Source organism: Amycolatopsis sp. NBRC 101858, from assembly GCF_030269325.1.
GTDB lineage: Bacteria > Actinomycetota > Actinomycetes > Mycobacteriales > Pseudonocardiaceae > Amycolatopsis > Amycolatopsis ponsaeliensis.
Window position 1 is genome coordinate 1,646,522 of record NZ_BSTD01000002.1, and the last position, 13,908, is coordinate 1,660,429.

14 protein-coding genes and 1 pseudogene are annotated in these 13,908 nt (G+C 73.3%); 11 read left to right on the forward strand and 4 right to left on the reverse strand.

Annotated elements, in window-relative coordinates; translation table 11 throughout:
• Positions 1-6: 6 nt before the first annotated feature.
• The 5 genes from QSK39_RS20570 to QSK39_RS20590 are packed head-to-tail and all read left to right on the forward strand — an operon-like array spanning position 7 to position 7,154.
• On the forward strand, positions 7-2,301 hold the full coding sequence (locus QSK39_RS20570) for a lantibiotic dehydratase (RefSeq protein WP_285479378.1): 2,295 nt from the start codon (positions 7-9) through the stop codon (positions 2,299-2,301).
• A complete protein-coding gene (locus QSK39_RS20575; protein ID WP_285479379.1) occupies positions 2,298-3,755 on the forward strand; it encodes an amino acid adenylation domain-containing protein in 1,458 nt (485 codons plus the stop codon). The genes QSK39_RS20570 and QSK39_RS20575 overlap by 4 nt, the downstream gene beginning before the upstream one ends.
• A complete protein-coding gene (locus QSK39_RS20580) occupies positions 3,752-4,663 on the forward strand; it encodes a threonine ammonia-lyase (protein WP_285479380.1) in 912 nt (303 codons plus the stop codon). Before QSK39_RS20575 ends, QSK39_RS20580 begins: the two co-directional genes overlap by 4 nt.
• Positions 4,660-4,896 carry an acyl carrier protein gene (locus tag QSK39_RS20585; protein ID WP_285479381.1) on the forward strand — a complete coding sequence of 79 codons (237 nt, stop codon included), beginning with the start codon at positions 4,660-4,662 and terminating at the stop codon, positions 4,894-4,896. The genes QSK39_RS20580 and QSK39_RS20585 overlap by 4 nt, the downstream gene beginning before the upstream one ends.
• Positions 4,893-7,154 carry a lantibiotic dehydratase gene (locus tag QSK39_RS20590; protein WP_285479382.1) on the forward strand — a complete coding sequence of 754 codons (2,262 nt, stop codon included), beginning with the start codon at positions 4,893-4,895 and terminating at the stop codon, positions 7,152-7,154. Before QSK39_RS20585 ends, QSK39_RS20590 begins: the two co-directional genes overlap by 4 nt.
• 399 nt (positions 7,155-7,553) lie before the next feature.
• On the opposite strand, the gene QSK39_RS20595 is transcribed toward QSK39_RS20590, so the two are convergent.
• Positions 7,554-8,165 carry a DUF3159 domain-containing protein gene (locus QSK39_RS20595; RefSeq protein ID WP_285479383.1) on the reverse strand — a complete coding sequence of 204 codons (612 nt, stop codon included), beginning with the start codon at positions 8,163-8,165 and terminating at the stop codon, positions 7,554-7,556.
• A gap of 64 nt (positions 8,166-8,229) precedes the next feature.
• On the opposite strand from QSK39_RS20595, the gene QSK39_RS20600 reads away from it, so the two are divergent.
• From QSK39_RS20600 to QSK39_RS53010, 3 genes and pseudogenes are all read left to right on the forward strand, one after another.
• The gene (locus QSK39_RS20600) at positions 8,230-8,691 is read left to right on the forward strand and encodes a MarR family winged helix-turn-helix transcriptional regulator (protein WP_285479384.1); all 462 of its coding nucleotides are present in this window, start codon (positions 8,230-8,232) and stop codon (positions 8,689-8,691) included.
• A gap of 37 nt (positions 8,692-8,728) precedes the next feature.
• Positions 8,729-9,910: an FAD-dependent oxidoreductase gene (locus QSK39_RS20605; RefSeq protein WP_285479385.1), complete on the forward strand. Its 1,182-nt coding sequence runs from the start codon at positions 8,729-8,731 to the stop codon at positions 9,908-9,910.
• A gap of 18 nt (positions 9,911-9,928) precedes the next feature.
• Positions 9,929-10,084: pseudogene (locus QSK39_RS53010) on the forward strand (antibiotic biosynthesis monooxygenase family protein); the annotation flags it as partial.
• 81 nt (positions 10,085-10,165) lie between these two features.
• Here the strand turns inward: QSK39_RS53010 and QSK39_RS20610 are convergent.
• Together QSK39_RS20610 and QSK39_RS20615 are read right to left on the reverse strand one after the other, a co-directional pair.
• Complete coding sequence (locus QSK39_RS20610; RefSeq protein WP_285479386.1) at positions 10,166-10,555, reverse strand: RidA family protein; 390 nt, start codon at positions 10,553-10,555, stop codon at positions 10,166-10,168.
• 7 nt (positions 10,556-10,562) lie between these two features.
• The gene (locus QSK39_RS20615; protein ID WP_285479387.1) at positions 10,563-11,369 is read right to left on the reverse strand and encodes an SAM-dependent methyltransferase; all 807 of its coding nucleotides are present in this window, start codon (positions 11,367-11,369) and stop codon (positions 10,563-10,565) included.
• 106 nt (positions 11,370-11,475) lie between these two features.
• Here QSK39_RS20615 and wrbA point away from each other — a divergent pair, with 106 nt between their 5' ends.
• Positions 11,476-12,102 (forward strand): NAD(P)H:quinone oxidoreductase, encoded by a 627-nt coding sequence (gene wrbA / locus QSK39_RS20620; RefSeq protein WP_285479388.1) that lies wholly within the window; start codon positions 11,476-11,478, stop codon positions 12,100-12,102.
• A gap of 5 nt (positions 12,103-12,107) precedes the next feature.
• On the opposite strand, the gene QSK39_RS20625 is transcribed toward wrbA, so the two are convergent.
• Positions 12,108-12,578, reverse strand: coding sequence for a MarR family winged helix-turn-helix transcriptional regulator (locus QSK39_RS20625; protein WP_285479389.1), 471 nt, complete (start codon positions 12,576-12,578; stop codon positions 12,108-12,110).
• Between the two features lie 68 nt (positions 12,579-12,646).
• On the opposite strand from QSK39_RS20625, the gene QSK39_RS20630 reads away from it, so the two are divergent.
• Both QSK39_RS20630 and QSK39_RS20635 read left to right on the forward strand, forming a co-directional pair.
• Positions 12,647-13,186, forward strand: coding sequence for a hypothetical protein (locus tag QSK39_RS20630; protein ID WP_285479390.1), 540 nt, complete (start codon positions 12,647-12,649; stop codon positions 13,184-13,186).
• Between the two features lie 120 nt (positions 13,187-13,306).
• A complete protein-coding gene (locus QSK39_RS20635) occupies positions 13,307-13,819 on the forward strand; it encodes a VOC family protein (RefSeq protein ID WP_285479391.1) in 513 nt (170 codons plus the stop codon).
• Positions 13,820-13,908: the final 89 nt, after the last annotated feature.

Below are 13,908 nucleotides of genomic sequence, written 5' to 3' on the forward strand. Positions count from 1 at the left end.
TGCCTGATGGCGGAAGACCTGCTGCTGCCCGGCGGCGAATGGCGGTTGTGGCCCCAGTTCGCCCTGCGCGGCCCGGGATTCCCCGCCGCCGGGGTGCTCGCGCTGGCCCCGCCCGGCCTCGCGGAGGAGGCGGACAAGTTCGACGACGGCGCCGCGTTGTCCGGTCCGGAGTGGACGGAGTTCACCGGCCGGTTCGCCACCGCCGCCGCCGAGTCGACCCGCGCGCTGCAGGGGTTCGCCGCGAGCCCGGCGTTCCGCACGGCCGTCGCCTGGCAGAACCCGGCCGTCCTGGGCCGCGGGGTCGGCCTGTTCCTCGGCTGGGACGTGGCCGCCGAGGGCCGCACCAGCAAACGCCGGGAGCGTGAGGAACTGGTCGCGCACTACTGGCAGCGGTTCTGCGTCAAGAACGACACCATCGGCTTCTTCGGCCCGGTCGGCTGGGGCCGGTGGGACCCCGCCCGGAAAGGGCTGGCCGTCGACCCCGGTACGGGTCTGGTCTGCGCCACCGAAGTCTTCTTCGCCAGCTGGGCGATCGACGCCCTCGCCCGGACCGTCGACGCGGATCCCGCGGTGCGACCGTGGGTCCCGCCGCGCCGCGTGCCGTTCGTCCGCCCGGACGGCGAGTTCGTCCGGGTGCCCGGGCGGCCACCGCAGGAAGCCACCGCGCGGGAGCGCGAGCTGCTGCGGCTGTGCGACGGAACCCGGGACCTGGCCGCCCTCACCGCGGCGGTGTCCGCCCCCGCCGCGGAAGTACGGGCCACGCTGGAGACGATGGTGACCCGGCGCTGGCTCGTCTGGCGCCTCGAAGTCCCGCTCGACGCCCACCCGGAGCGGTACCTGCGCACGGCGCTGGCCCGGATCGGCGACGAACCCGCCCGCGATCGCGCGCTGACCATGCTCGGCTCGTTGGAACGGGCCCGGGACCGCGTCGCCGCGGCCGGGCTGGACGCCGACGAGCTGTCCGCGGCCATGACGGCCCTCGAAACCGAGTTCGCGGCGCTGACCCAGGTCGCGGCGCAGCGCGCCAAGAGTGCCCGCACGGCGCCGGGCCGGGCGCTCGTCTACGCCGACTGCCGGCGGTCGGCCACAGCCGATGTCGGCACCGCGGTCCTGGACGAACTGGCCCCGCTGAGCCTGTGCCTGACCGCGGCGCGCTGGATGACCGGGCAGTTCGCCGAAGCGGCCGACGCCCGGCTCCACCAGGCGTACGAACGGATCCGGGCCCGGCAGGGCTCGGCCGACCTGGGCTCGCTGTGGCTGGAGTGCCTGCCCGCCCCCTACGGCGAGTCGGTCGCCGACATCACCGGGATCCAGGCCGAGCTGCGCCGTCGCTGGGCCGGCGTCCTCGACCTGCCCGGCGACGCCCGCCGCGTCCACCGCACCAGCGCCGAGCTCGCCGAGCGCGTGCGCACGGCGTTCCCCCGCGGCGAGAAGAGCTGGTCACTGTCCCGCTACGCGAGCCCCGATCTGCTCGTCGTCGCCGACGACGCGGACGCGGTCGAGCGCGGCGAGTTCGACCTGGTGCTCGGCGAGCTGCACGTGGCCATGAACACCGTGGGCCACTCGCTGTTCGTCCGGCAGCACCCCGACCCGGCGCGGCTGCACGCCGAGAACGCCCGCGACTACCCCGGGCCACGGCTGATCCCGATGCTGCCCAAGGCCGCCCCGCCGCGGATCTCCGCCCGCGGCCAGCACGCCCTGGTCCGGCCGGAGGACTACCACGTCGCCCTGGTCGACTACACCGGCGACCCGCACCGGCCGCGCACGGTGGCGGGCGCCGACGTCGCCGTCGAGGACCGCGACGGCCGGCTGGTGGCCGTCGTGCCCGACGGCACCGAGTTCGACGCCCTCGACGGCTTCTGCAGCGCCCTGACCAACCGCGTGATCGACCGCTTCGCCCTCGTCCCGGACGGCCCGCACACCCCGCGCATCACGATCGACCGGCTGATCGTCGCCCGCGAGACGTGGCGTCGCCCGGCCGCCGACCTGGAGTTCGCCACCGACACCGACGAGGCCCGCCGCTTCGTCCGCGCCCGCCAGTGGCGCAACGAACTCGAACTCCCCCGGTTCGTGTTCGTGGTGTCCCCCACCGAACCCCGGCCGTTCTACGTCGACTTCGACAGCCCGGTCTACGTCAACATCCTCGCCAAAGCAGTCCGCCGCCTGGCCCGCAAGGACCCCTCGGGACGCCTGACCATCACGGAGATGCTGCCCACCCCGGACCGCACCTGGCTCACCGACGACCAGGGCGCGACCTACACCGCCGAGCTGCGGCTCATCGTCGTGGACGGTGCGCGGTGAGCGGCTGGTTCCTCGACGAGATCCGCGCCCACGCCCCGGACGCGCCCGCGGTGCAGACGCCGGAAACCGTGCTCTCGTACGGGGAGCTCGCCACCCGCGTCGATCGGCTGGCCGGCGCGCTGGCGGAGGCGGGCGTCGGTCCCGAGCGGGTGTGCGCGATCGGCGTCGAGTCCACAGTGGACGCCGTGGTCGCCATGGCGGCGGTTTTGCACGCGGGCGGCGCGTTCCTCACGCTGGACCTGGCGCAGCCGGCCGCGCGGCTGGCCCGGATGGTCGACAGCGCGGGTGCCACTTTCCTGGTCGGCGCCGGGGTGTCCGTGCCGGGGCCGGCGATCCGGCCGGACGCACGTCCCGCGTCGCCGTTCGCCGCCGAGCCGCCCGGTCCCCGCGCACTGGCGTACGTGAGCCACACGTCGGGCTCGACCGGCACCCCGAACCCGGTGCTGATCGAGCGCGGCCACCTGGACGCGTACCTGCGGTTCGTGGTGCACGACGGTGCGCTGGACGCCACCACCGTCACCTTGCAGCTGGCGCCGCTGGGCTACGACGCGTCGATCCGGGACGTGTTCGCCACGCTGCTGGCGGGTGGCCGGCTGGTCCTGGCGCCCCGGGCGACGCTGCTGCGCGCGGACGGGTTCGCCACGGCCGTCGCCGCCTACGGCGTCAACACCGTCCTCAGCATCACCCCGTCCCTGCTGACGTTCCTGAGCCGGCACGACGGCGCGGCCCGCGCGCTGCGGTCGTTGCGGCTGACGCTGTCCAGCGGCGAGTCGCTGCGCCCGTTCCTCGCCGCGGGCGGCCGCGGCCTCCTGGACGGCCGGTTGCTAAACCACTACGGCCCGACCGAAGCCACGATGACGTCGACCCGGCTGGACGTCCCCGGCGAGCCCGACCCCGCGGCGGACGTCATCGGCACGCCGCGCACCGGGGTGTCGGTCCGGCTGCTGGACGCCGACCTGCGCCCGGTGCCCGAGGGCGAGATCCACCTCGGTGGGGCGGGCGTGGCCCGCGGTTACCGCGGCCGGCCGGGCCTGACCGCCGACCGGTTCCGCCCCGACCCCGCCGGGCCACCCGGCGCCCGGGCCTACCGCACCGGCGACCTGGCCCGCAGCCGCCCGGACGGCACCCTGGAGTACCTCGGCCGCCTCGACCGCCAGCTGAAGATCCGCGGCTACCGCGTGGACCCCGCGGAGATCGAGGGCCACCTGCTGACGCATTCGGCGGTCCACGGCGCGGTGGTCACGGCCGCCACCGACGACCGCGGCCGTCCCCACCTGGTGGCCCACGTCGCGGGCCCGACCGCCGCGGTCACCGACGCGGCCCTGCGCCGGCACCTGGCCGAGGCGCTGCCCCCGCACCTGCTGCCCCGCCGGTTCCGGAGGGTGGACCGGCTGCCGAGCACCCGCACGGGCAAGACCGATCGTGGCCGCCTGAGCCGGGGAGAGCGCCCATGAGCCCCACGACGACCGGCACCGACCTGCGCGCCGTGGCGGCCCGGATCGCCGGATACGTCCGGCCCACCCCCCTCCTGCGGATCGACGGACTGCCCGGCATCGTCTTCAAAGCCGAGCACCTGCAACGCGGCGGCTCGTTCAAGAGCCGCGGCGCGGCCAACGCCCTCCTCGGCCTCGGCGGCGGGGACGTCGTCGCCGGCTCGTCGGGCAACCACGGCATCGCCGTCGCCCTGCTCGGCCGCGCCCTCGGCGTCGGCGTCACCGTCGTGATGGCCGAAGGAGCCAGCTCGGCCAAGGAAGCCGCCATCCGCGGCCTCGGTGCCCACGTCCGCCACGCCGCCGGCGGCGTGGCGGAGCGCGACCGCCTGGCCCGCGAACACGCGCGGCGCACCGGTGGCCGGGTCGTGCCCTCCTCCGACCACGAACTGGTGGTGGCGGGGCAGGCCACGGTCACCCTGGAAGTCCTCGACGACGCTCCCGACACCGACGTCGTGTACGTCCCCACCGGCGGTGGCGGGCTGCTGGCCGGGGCGTGCCTGGCCGCCGAGCAGCACGACCGGCCGGTGCGGGTGGTCGGGGTCGAGCCCGCGGCCGCCCGGCGGTACGCCCGGTCACTGGCCGCGGACCGGCCGGTGCGGATCCCGCCCCCGGACACGATCGCCGACGGCCTGCGCGCCCAGCACCCGGGCGAAGTGCCGTTCCCCATCATCCGCCGGCGCGTCGACGACCTGGTCGGCGTCACCGACGAAGAGATCACCCACGCCATGCGGCTGTTGCACGGCGCGGGCATCGAGGCCGAGCCCAGCGGCAGCGTCGCACTGGCCGGAGCGCTGCGCCACGGCTTCCCCGGCCGCGCCGCCGTCGTCGTCTCCGGCGGCAACAACCACACCAGGAAGGCAACCCCATGACCACGACCCAGCTCGACCTCCCGGAACTGATCGCGGCGGGGTACCGCGAGGCCCTCGACGACACCACCCTGGACACCGAAAGCGACTTCTTCGAGGCGGGCGGCGACTCGCTGGCCGCGTTCCAGATCGCCGCGAAGATCCAGGACGCCCTCGAGACGGACGTCCCCGTGGCGCTGGTCTTCGCCTACCCGACTCCCGCCGAGCTGGCCGTCGTCGTCGGAGGCCTGGCATGACCGAGGTACGGCTGGGCGAGCGCTGGCGGCTCTGGTCCCAGTTCGCCCTGCGCGGCCCGGGGTTCCCGGCCGCCGGGGTCCTGGCCCTGGCCCCCACCGGACTGGCCCGGATCGCCGACAAGTTCCCCGAAGGCACCGCCCTGTCCGGGCCGGACTGGGACGCGTTCGCGGCCGAGTTCGCCGACACCGCGCTGGACACCTCGGCCGAGCTCCAGCGCATCGCGGCCCAGCCGGCGTTCCGGGCCGCCGTCGCGTGGCAGAACCGGCCGGTCCTCGACACCGGCGTGGACCCGTTCATCGCGTGGACCCCGGCCGACGGCCGGACGAGCCGGCACCGCGACCGGGAGGGCCTGGTCGCCCACTACTGGGAACGCTTCTGCGTCAAGAACGACAGCATCGGCTTCTTCGGCCCGGTCGGCTGGGGCGCCTGGGACCCGGCGGCGCACGGGATCGAGGTCGATCCCGGCACCGGGCTGATCACCACGGCCAACCTGTACTTCTCGAGCTGGGCCGTCGACACCCTGGCCAAGACGCTGGCCGAGGACGACGCGCTGCGGGCGTGGACAGCGCCCCGGCGAGTCCCGTTCGTGCGCGTCGAAGGCGACACCGTGCTGGTCCCCGGCCGCCCGCCACAGCCGCTTTCCCCGGCCGCGCGCCGGGTCCTGGAGAGGTGCGACGGCGTTCGCCCGGCCCGGGAGTTCGGCCCCGAAGCCCAGGCCGAGCTGGCGGAACTGGCCCGCCGGCGGTGGATCGTCTGGCGCCTGGAGGTCCCCGCCGACGCCCGCCCCGAGCGGTACCTGCGGGCCTGGCTGGACCAGGTCGGCGACCCCGCGGCGCGAGAGCGCGGCCTGGCCGGTCTGGACCTGCTCGAACGCGGCCGGGAGCGGATCCGCGCCGCGGGAGCCGACGCCGACGCGTTGTCCGCCGCGATGTCGGCCCTGGAACAAGACTTCACCGCGCTGACCGACACCGCCGGGACGCGGGCGAAGGCCTCGAAGACGGCGCCCTGCCGCGCGCTGGTCTACTCCGACTGCGTGCGCTCCGCGCGGGCGCGCCTCGGCCCGGACGTGCTCGACGCGTTCGCCCCGCTGGAGCAGCTGCTGACGAGCGCGGCCTGGATGACGTCGGCCCTCGGCCGCCGGGTGCTGGACCGGGTCCGCCCCGTGTTCGACCGCCTGGCCGAGGCGGGCCCGGTGGACCTGGCCGCGCTCTGGTTCGCCTGCATGCCCATCCTGCACGGCGACGCGGTCACCGACGCGAAATCGATCCAGCACGAGTTCCAGCGCCGCTGGCACGAAATCCTCGCCGTCCCACCGGGCACGAGCCGGATCCGCCGGCGCAGCGAGGACGTCGCAAACGCGCTCGAGAAGGCGTTCGCCGCCCCGCGCACGGGGTGGGGCACGGCCCGCTACCTGAGCCCGGACCTGCTCATCGCGGGCGACGCGGAAGCCTTGTCCCGCAACGACTTCGACGTCGTCCTCGGCGAGCTGCACCTGGCGGCCAACACGATCAGCTTCTCGGTGTTCGTCAACCAGCACCCCGCCCCGGCCGAGCTCGTCGCCGAAACGGACCGCGACCACCCGGGACCGCGGCTGCTGCCGCTGCTGGCCAAGGAGCACAAGGCCCGCCTGTCCGCCCGGATCCGCCAGGCGCTCGTGCGCGACCAGGACTACTACGTAGGCCTGGTGGACCACACGGTCGACCCGGCGCGCCCCCGCACGGTGCTGGGCGCGGACGTGGCGGTGGAGGACCACGGGGGCCGGCTGGAGGTCGTCCTGCCCGACGGAGCGCGGTTCCCGCTCATCGAGGTCTTCGCGCACGTGCTGACAACGCTGGCGATGGACCTGTTCCGCCTGCTGCCGGAGGAGGCCGAGCACTCCCCCCGGGTGACGATCGACCGCATGGTCGTGTCCCGCGAGACCTGGCGCCGCCCGGCATCCGACCTGACGTTCGCGACCGACAAGGACGAGGCCCGCCGTTTCGTCCGCGCCCGCCAGTGGCGCGACGAACTCGAACTCCCCCGGTTCGTGTTCGTGGTCTCCCCCACCGAACCCCGGCCGTTCTACGTCGACTTCGACAGCCCGGTCTACGTCAACATCCTCGCCAAGGCAGTCCGCCGCCTGGCCCGCAAGGACCCCTCGGGACGCCTAATCATCACGGAAATGCTGCCAACACCGGACCAGACGTGGCTGACCGACGACGCAGGCCGGAGGTACACGGCCGAACTCCGGCTCGTGGCGGTCGACCAGGCCCGGTAACCGAAAACGGAGACCACCTGACCGGAAACGAGCGCCGGACGCCGACGACGCATCCCCCTGGCCGCAGAGCAACCCTTGCCTTACGTCGGTTCCGGGCCAGCGGGCGACTTCGCGGAGCCAGTTCTGCTTCGCCTCCGCCAAGGTGTGCTGTCGACCGCGCCTCCGCGCACCTCACCGGCCGGGGCCGGCCCCGGAGCCGCACGTGCGCCCGCGACGCGTCGAGGTGCGCCCCTGTCAAAGCGTTCAGCTCGATCCCCGTACGTCCCCGTTGGATACGAGACCGCCGGAGGGCAGCACTGGCGGGCGTGGCCGCGATCGAAATCCTGCACTTCCGTGCTGCCGCCGTGGCGAGCTGTCGGCCGGTCATAACGACTTCCGCCCGCCATCCTGGATGACAGGTCAGGGACGCCGGGCGCGGCGGACGCAGGCGATCGTCACCGCAACGATGACAGCGAAAACCGGGCCCGTCGCGATGTGCACCGCGCCCAGGACCAGGGGCTGGTTGCCCCGGTAGTAGATCACCTGGAGCGCGCCGTTGACGACGTTGACCGCCGCGCAGGTGAGCGTCGAGACCGTGTAGATCCGCCGCAGCCGGGGCACCGAGCGCCAGTTGGCGGGTCCGCCGGCTACGCGATTGAGGATGAGACCGGTCAGCGGGCGTCCGATGAGGACGGTCGTCACGCAGACGGCGATGACCGCGAACGGGATCAGCGCGGGGATGAGGAAGAACCCGCGTGCCTCACCGGTGACGGCGGCCACCACCGCGCACGCCGCGACCAGCAGCAGGCCCAGCACGGCCTGGCGCAGCGGCTGACGTCGGTACAGCCGCCAGCCGAACGCGGCGACCGCGGTCACGGCGGCAGTCACGAGACCGGCGGTGAGATCACCGACGGCGTTGGCGGCCACGAAAGCCACCGTCGGCGCGGCGGTCACGACGGCGGTCTCCCAGCGGTTCTTGCGCAGCGGGGTCGCGGGTTCGGACAGGACGCGGACTTCCTGGTTCGTGTTCACACCAGAGAACGTCTCACATGAAACTTTCTTGCGCAAGTCTGTATCGCCTGATACGTTCTCGGTCATGACGATGCAGCTGAGCACGGCGCGAGCGACGGACGGACCGGGCGACGAATCCCCGTTCGCCCTCGGCCTGCTGCTGCGGCGCGCCCACGACCGCGTCGCCGCGGAACTGCTGGGCGTCCTGCGGCCGCTGGGGCTGGAGTTCCGGCACTTCATCGTGCTCGTCGCGCTCCACCGCAGCGGGCCGATGAGCCAGCGGGCGCTCGTCGGCGCCGTCGGCAGCGACAAGGCCACGATGGTCCGCGTCGTCGATGACCTCGAACGCGCCGGGCTCGTCACCCGCGACCCTCGACCCGGCGACCGGCGCGTGCACACGATCACCCCGACGCCTGCCGGTACGGCCGTGTTCGACACCGCCCACCGGCACGCCGAACCCGTCGCCGCACACCTGCGTGAAGGCCTCGGCGACGTCCGGCTCCTGCTGGACCTGCTCACCCGGCTCGCCTTTCCCGGCGAAGCCTGATCCACCGATCCCTGATTCACCGACGAGGAGAACCTTCATGCGAGTCGTCATCGCCGGCGCCGGGCTCGGCGGCCTGTGCCTGGCCCACGGACTGCGCCGCGACGGCGTGGACGTCGTCGTGCTCGAACGCCACCCGACCCCGGACGCCCGGCCCGCCGGCTACGGCATCCACCTCAACGCCGACGGCCTGCGCGCCCTGCACGCCTGTCTCCCCGGGGAGAACCGGGCGCAGCTGGTCGCAACGTCGACCCTGGCGCCGGACATCGTCCGCTTCCACGACCAGGACCTGCGGGTGCTCGCCGAACGCGACCACACCGGCACCCCGGCCAACACCGATCCCGTCACGCGCCGGCGGGCGGTGAACCGCGACGCGCTGCGTGACGCCCTGCTCCTCGGCTGCGACGACGTGGTCCGCTGGGGCACCGCGTTCGACCGCTTCGAGTACACCGGCGACGGCGTCCGCGTGCACAGCGCCGACGGCCGCGCGATCGAAGCGGACCTGCTCGTCGGGGCCGACGGCGCGAACTCTCGCGTCCGCGAGCAACGGCTGCCCGACCTCCGACGTCAGGACCTGGGCATCGTCAACGTCGCCGGCCGCGTCCGGCTCACCCCCGAGCTCGTGAGTGCGCTGCCGGCGTCGCTGATCGACGGCGCCGTCAACAACATCGTCCCCGCCCGGCCCGGCTGGATGTTCCTGTCCACCTGGGACGCCGGCGCCGAGGCGCGGTACGTGGTGTGGGCGTGGGCCGCGGACCGCTCGACCTACCCGGGCGACCTCGGCACCACCGACCTGCTCGAGCTGGTCCTGGACCGGACCGCGACCTGGGCATCCCCGCTCCGGCGGGTCATCGCCGAGACCGAGCCGGCGACCGTCGCGGCGATCCCGCTCAAGACCATGCCGGAACTGCCGCACTGGGCGCCCACGGCCGTCACCCTGCTGGGCGACGCGATCCACAACATGACCCCGATGGCCGGGATCGGCGCCAACACCGCGTTGCGCGACGCTGACACGCTGCGCCGACACTTGGCCGGCGACGGCGGCGTGCTGGGCTACGAAGACGAAATGCGGGCCTACGCCAACGCGGCGCTGGCGCTGTCGACCCGCAACGCCCGCGGCGCGGCGACGACGTCCCGGCTGCCGCGGCACGCCTTCCGGACGGTGCTGCGCCTCGCCGAAGCGCTGCCGCCGGTCAAGCAGCGCATGTTCCCGGTCAGCTGAGGAGTAGACGTGCTCGTGGTGATCTCGACTTTCACGGTCCCGCCCGGAAAGCAGCGGGAACTCCTGGATCTGTTGCACGCCAACGCGGAGGAGGTGCTGAGGCATCAGCCCGGCTTCGTGACGGCGAACCTGCTGGCGACCCCCGATGGCACCACGGTCCTCAACCACGCCCGGTGGTGCAGCAGTTCACGGTGTCGTCGAGCCACCGGCCAGCGGGATGAGCGGTGCCGGGGCACCTCCCCCGGCACCGCCCTCTCAGCGCGGCAGCACCGCGACCGCGTCCACCTCGAACAGCAGTCCCGGCATGGCGAACGCCTTCACCGCGTGCAGGGTGCTCGCCGGGCGGTGGGCGAGGTACTTCGCCGCGATCGGGAGGTACTTGCGGACGTCGGCGGTCTCGGCCACCAGGACGTTCACCTTCACCACGTCGGCCAGCCCGGCGCCGCACGCGCCGAGCACCACCTTCAGGTTCTCGAACGCCTGCTTCGCCTGGCCTTCGAAGCCGTCCAGCAGCAGGCCGTCCGGGCTCATGCCGACCTGGCCCGAGGTGTGCACCAGGCCGCCGGCGACGACCGCGTGCGAGAACGCGTTGCCCGGCGGCTGGTGCACGCCGTCGGGGTGGGTGACGAACTTCGTGGTGCTCATGGGCCGATCACCTTTCTTGTCCGAGTAACACGGCCTGACCCAGCCACGCCCGTGCCGTGCCACCGGCCGCCGGGTCGTAGGCCGGGTGGATCCGCCGCCCGTACTTCGCGGCGATGTCGGCGAGTTCGCTCACGTCCGGCTCCCAGCCGTGCCGGGTCAGCCACCGCGCCGGCTCGACCGGCCCCGGCCGCCACAGCCGGGCGAGGTCCGGGCCGATCGCCGCGTACAGGGCGGCACTGGCCTCGACGTGGTCGAACGCGAGCGTGCTGCCCGCCGCACTGAGCCCGGTGATCGTCGCCAGCAGCCCGTCCGCGGCGGCCTCGTCCAGTGCGTAGAGCAGGCCCTCGGTCAGCCACGCCGTGGGCCGGCCGGGCCGGAACCCGGCCGCCCGCAACGACCCGGTCCAGTCCGAACGCAGGTCGGCGACCACGGGACGCCGGACGCACCGAGCCGTCAAGGAGGACGCGGCGGTGTCCTTGAACCGCAACACCGGGGCCTGGTCGATCTCGAAGACCTCGGTGCCGTAAGGCCAGTCGAGCCGCCACGGCCGTCCGTCCATTCCGGACGCCACGAGCACGACCTGCCGAACTCCGCCGGACAGCAGGGCGTCGTCGAGGAACCGCGTCCGCACGGCGACCTGCGGTCCCATCAGCGCGGTGAAGTCGGGCTTCTCTTCGGTGATCCCGGCGGCCTCCAGGAACAGCCGCGCGCACGGATCGGCGAACAGCCGGTCCGGGCGTCGGTCCTCGGCCGCGCGCAACAGCGCCACCTCGAACGCGGTCCGCCCGATCGCGTCGATCCCGTCCAGGTCCATACGCCTCCTCTCGACACAGTCATTTGGTTGCGTTCGCGACGGTATCATGTGATACGTTCAGTCGTGAAGGATTCACCGAGTGATGAATCACCGAGGAGATACGGTCATGTCCGAGCCGACCTGTCACGTCGCCGTCGTCTACTACTCCGCGACCGGCACGATCTTCACCCTCGCCGACGCCGTGCGCGCCGGCGCCGCCGACGCCGGGGCGGAGGTGCGGCTACGGCGGGTCGAGGAGATCGCACCCGTCCAGGCGATCGCCCGCAACGGCGCCTGGGTCGAGCACCTGGCCGGCACCGGGCACATCCCGGTGGCCACCCACGACGACCTGCTCTGGGCCGACGCGATCGTGTTCGGCACCCCGGCGCGGTTCGGGAACGTCGCGAGCCAGCTCAAGCAGTTCCTGGACACCCTGTCCGGGCTCTGGATGCGGGATCTGCTCGCAGACAAGGTCTACAGTGGATTCACTTCGACGGCGTCCGCGCACGGCGGCCAGGAATCGACACTGCTGGCGCTCTACAACTCCGTTTACCACTTCGGCGGCGTCATCGTCCCACCCGGGTACAAGGGCCACCACGACGACTCCGGCGGAAACCCCTATGGGGCAAGCCATGTCACCGGCGACGATGGATCGATCGCCATTGACGACACGGCATCGACGGCGGCACGCTCGCAAGGTCACCGGGTCGCGACGATGGCCGCCGCCCTCAAGCACGGACTCGCCGCGGCATGACCGGCCTACGCCTCGTCGACGGGCGGATAGGTGAACCTGGTCAGCAGGTCCATCAGCTTCGCCGGCTCGCCGGCGCCCAGATGCGACACCAATTCCCGGGCCGGGGCGAGCGCCTCCTCGTGCGCGGCGTCGAACGCCTTCAGGCCGGCCGGAGTGATCTCGATCTCGCGCACCCGCCGGTCTCCCGGCACGGCATTGCGGACCGCGAACCCCTTCGCCTCCAGATCGTCGACGACCCGCATGACCCCGGCCTTGTCCGAACCCGTCGCCTCGACCAAGTCCCGCTGCATCGTCGGCCCGCGGTCGGCGAGGACGATCAACACGGCGAAGTGCCGCAGCTCCAGGCCGTGCGGGCGCATCGCGGCGGCCATCGCGCCGGCCGCGCGTGCGTGCGCCCGGCGCAGCAGCAAGCCCAGCGCGAACGGGGACACGTCCCCCGGGCGGTCGGTGGCACGAGTCCTGGGCTTGGCGGTCATGCGAGCACCCTACCCCAAAGGGCGTCAGGTGATACGGTTTCATCCGATACGGACTGGTGGTGGTCATGATGCCCGGCCTCGGAACAGCACCCCGCGCGGACGAGATCACCGCTCCCCTGCCCGGCGACGACCTCGTCCCCCGCCCGGACGTCGTGTTGGACCGCGGGTTCACGCTGGACGCGTCGCCCGGGCAGGTCTGGCCGTGGTTCGCCCAGCTCGGCAAGAACCGCGCGGGCTGGTACCTGCCCAGGTGGATCGAAGCGCTCCTCCCCCGGCCCCGCCGCGCCTTGCGCCGGCTCGACCCCGCGCTGCAGCACCTCGAGCCGGGCGACGTCATCGACGACTGGGGCGGCCGCGACGCGACCTTCGAGATCGTCACCCACGACCCGCCGCACGCCCTGGTCCACCGCTCCACCCGCGGCCACCTCGAAATCAGCTGGGCGATCCACCTCACGGACGACGGCGACGGCACCACCCGGGTCCACCTCCGCTTCCGGCTCGGCGGCGCACGCCGGCCGCGGCTGGTCGAGCACGGCGGCGGGCTGGTCGATCTGCTGACCGTCGCCGGGCTCGCAGCCGGTCTGCGCGACCGGCTGCGCCGCGCCTGACCCGGTACCCGCCGTGAAAGTGCCGCCAGTCACATCGGGCGACGACCGATAACGGTCACTACCTGACCGCTATCTCGGACAAAGTCGGGTCAACTGCTCGCACGAACCGCAGGAGGACCCGTGGCAGTCAGCACACTCACCCACCTCAACTTCACCGGCAACGCCCGGGCGGCACTGGAGTTCTACCAATCCGTGTTCGGCGGCCACCTCATGATCATGGAGCACGGCACCCAGCTCGAAAGCCAGACCGAAGGTCGCGACACCGGCTACGTACCGATGGCCGCGGACCACCCCGACGCCGACCGCGTCGCCTTCGGCATGGTGGTAGCCGAAAACGGGTTCCGCATCGCCGCCTACGACGTCCTCGGCACCACCGGCACCACCCAAGCCGGAGGCATCGCCGCACCGCCGGGCCCGGCCGCGCCGCGCGCTCGCGGGGTCACCCACACCGAGCCGTTCTTCGTGCTGCTCAACGGCGACTCCCTCGACGAGCTGACCCCGCCGTGGAACGGCCTGTCCCAGGACGGCACCGTGATCGCCGACCTCGGCCCCGCACCGTTCGCGCCGATCTACGGCATGGTCACCGACCGGTTCGGCATCACCTGGGTCTTCGGCCTCACCCAGGGTGGCTGATCCGGGTCCGGCACGGTCCCGCGGCACCGTCCCGGCCGACGCGCCGAGCTGCGGTTCGCCCGGCTGAACGGGGAGTACCGGCGACTCGC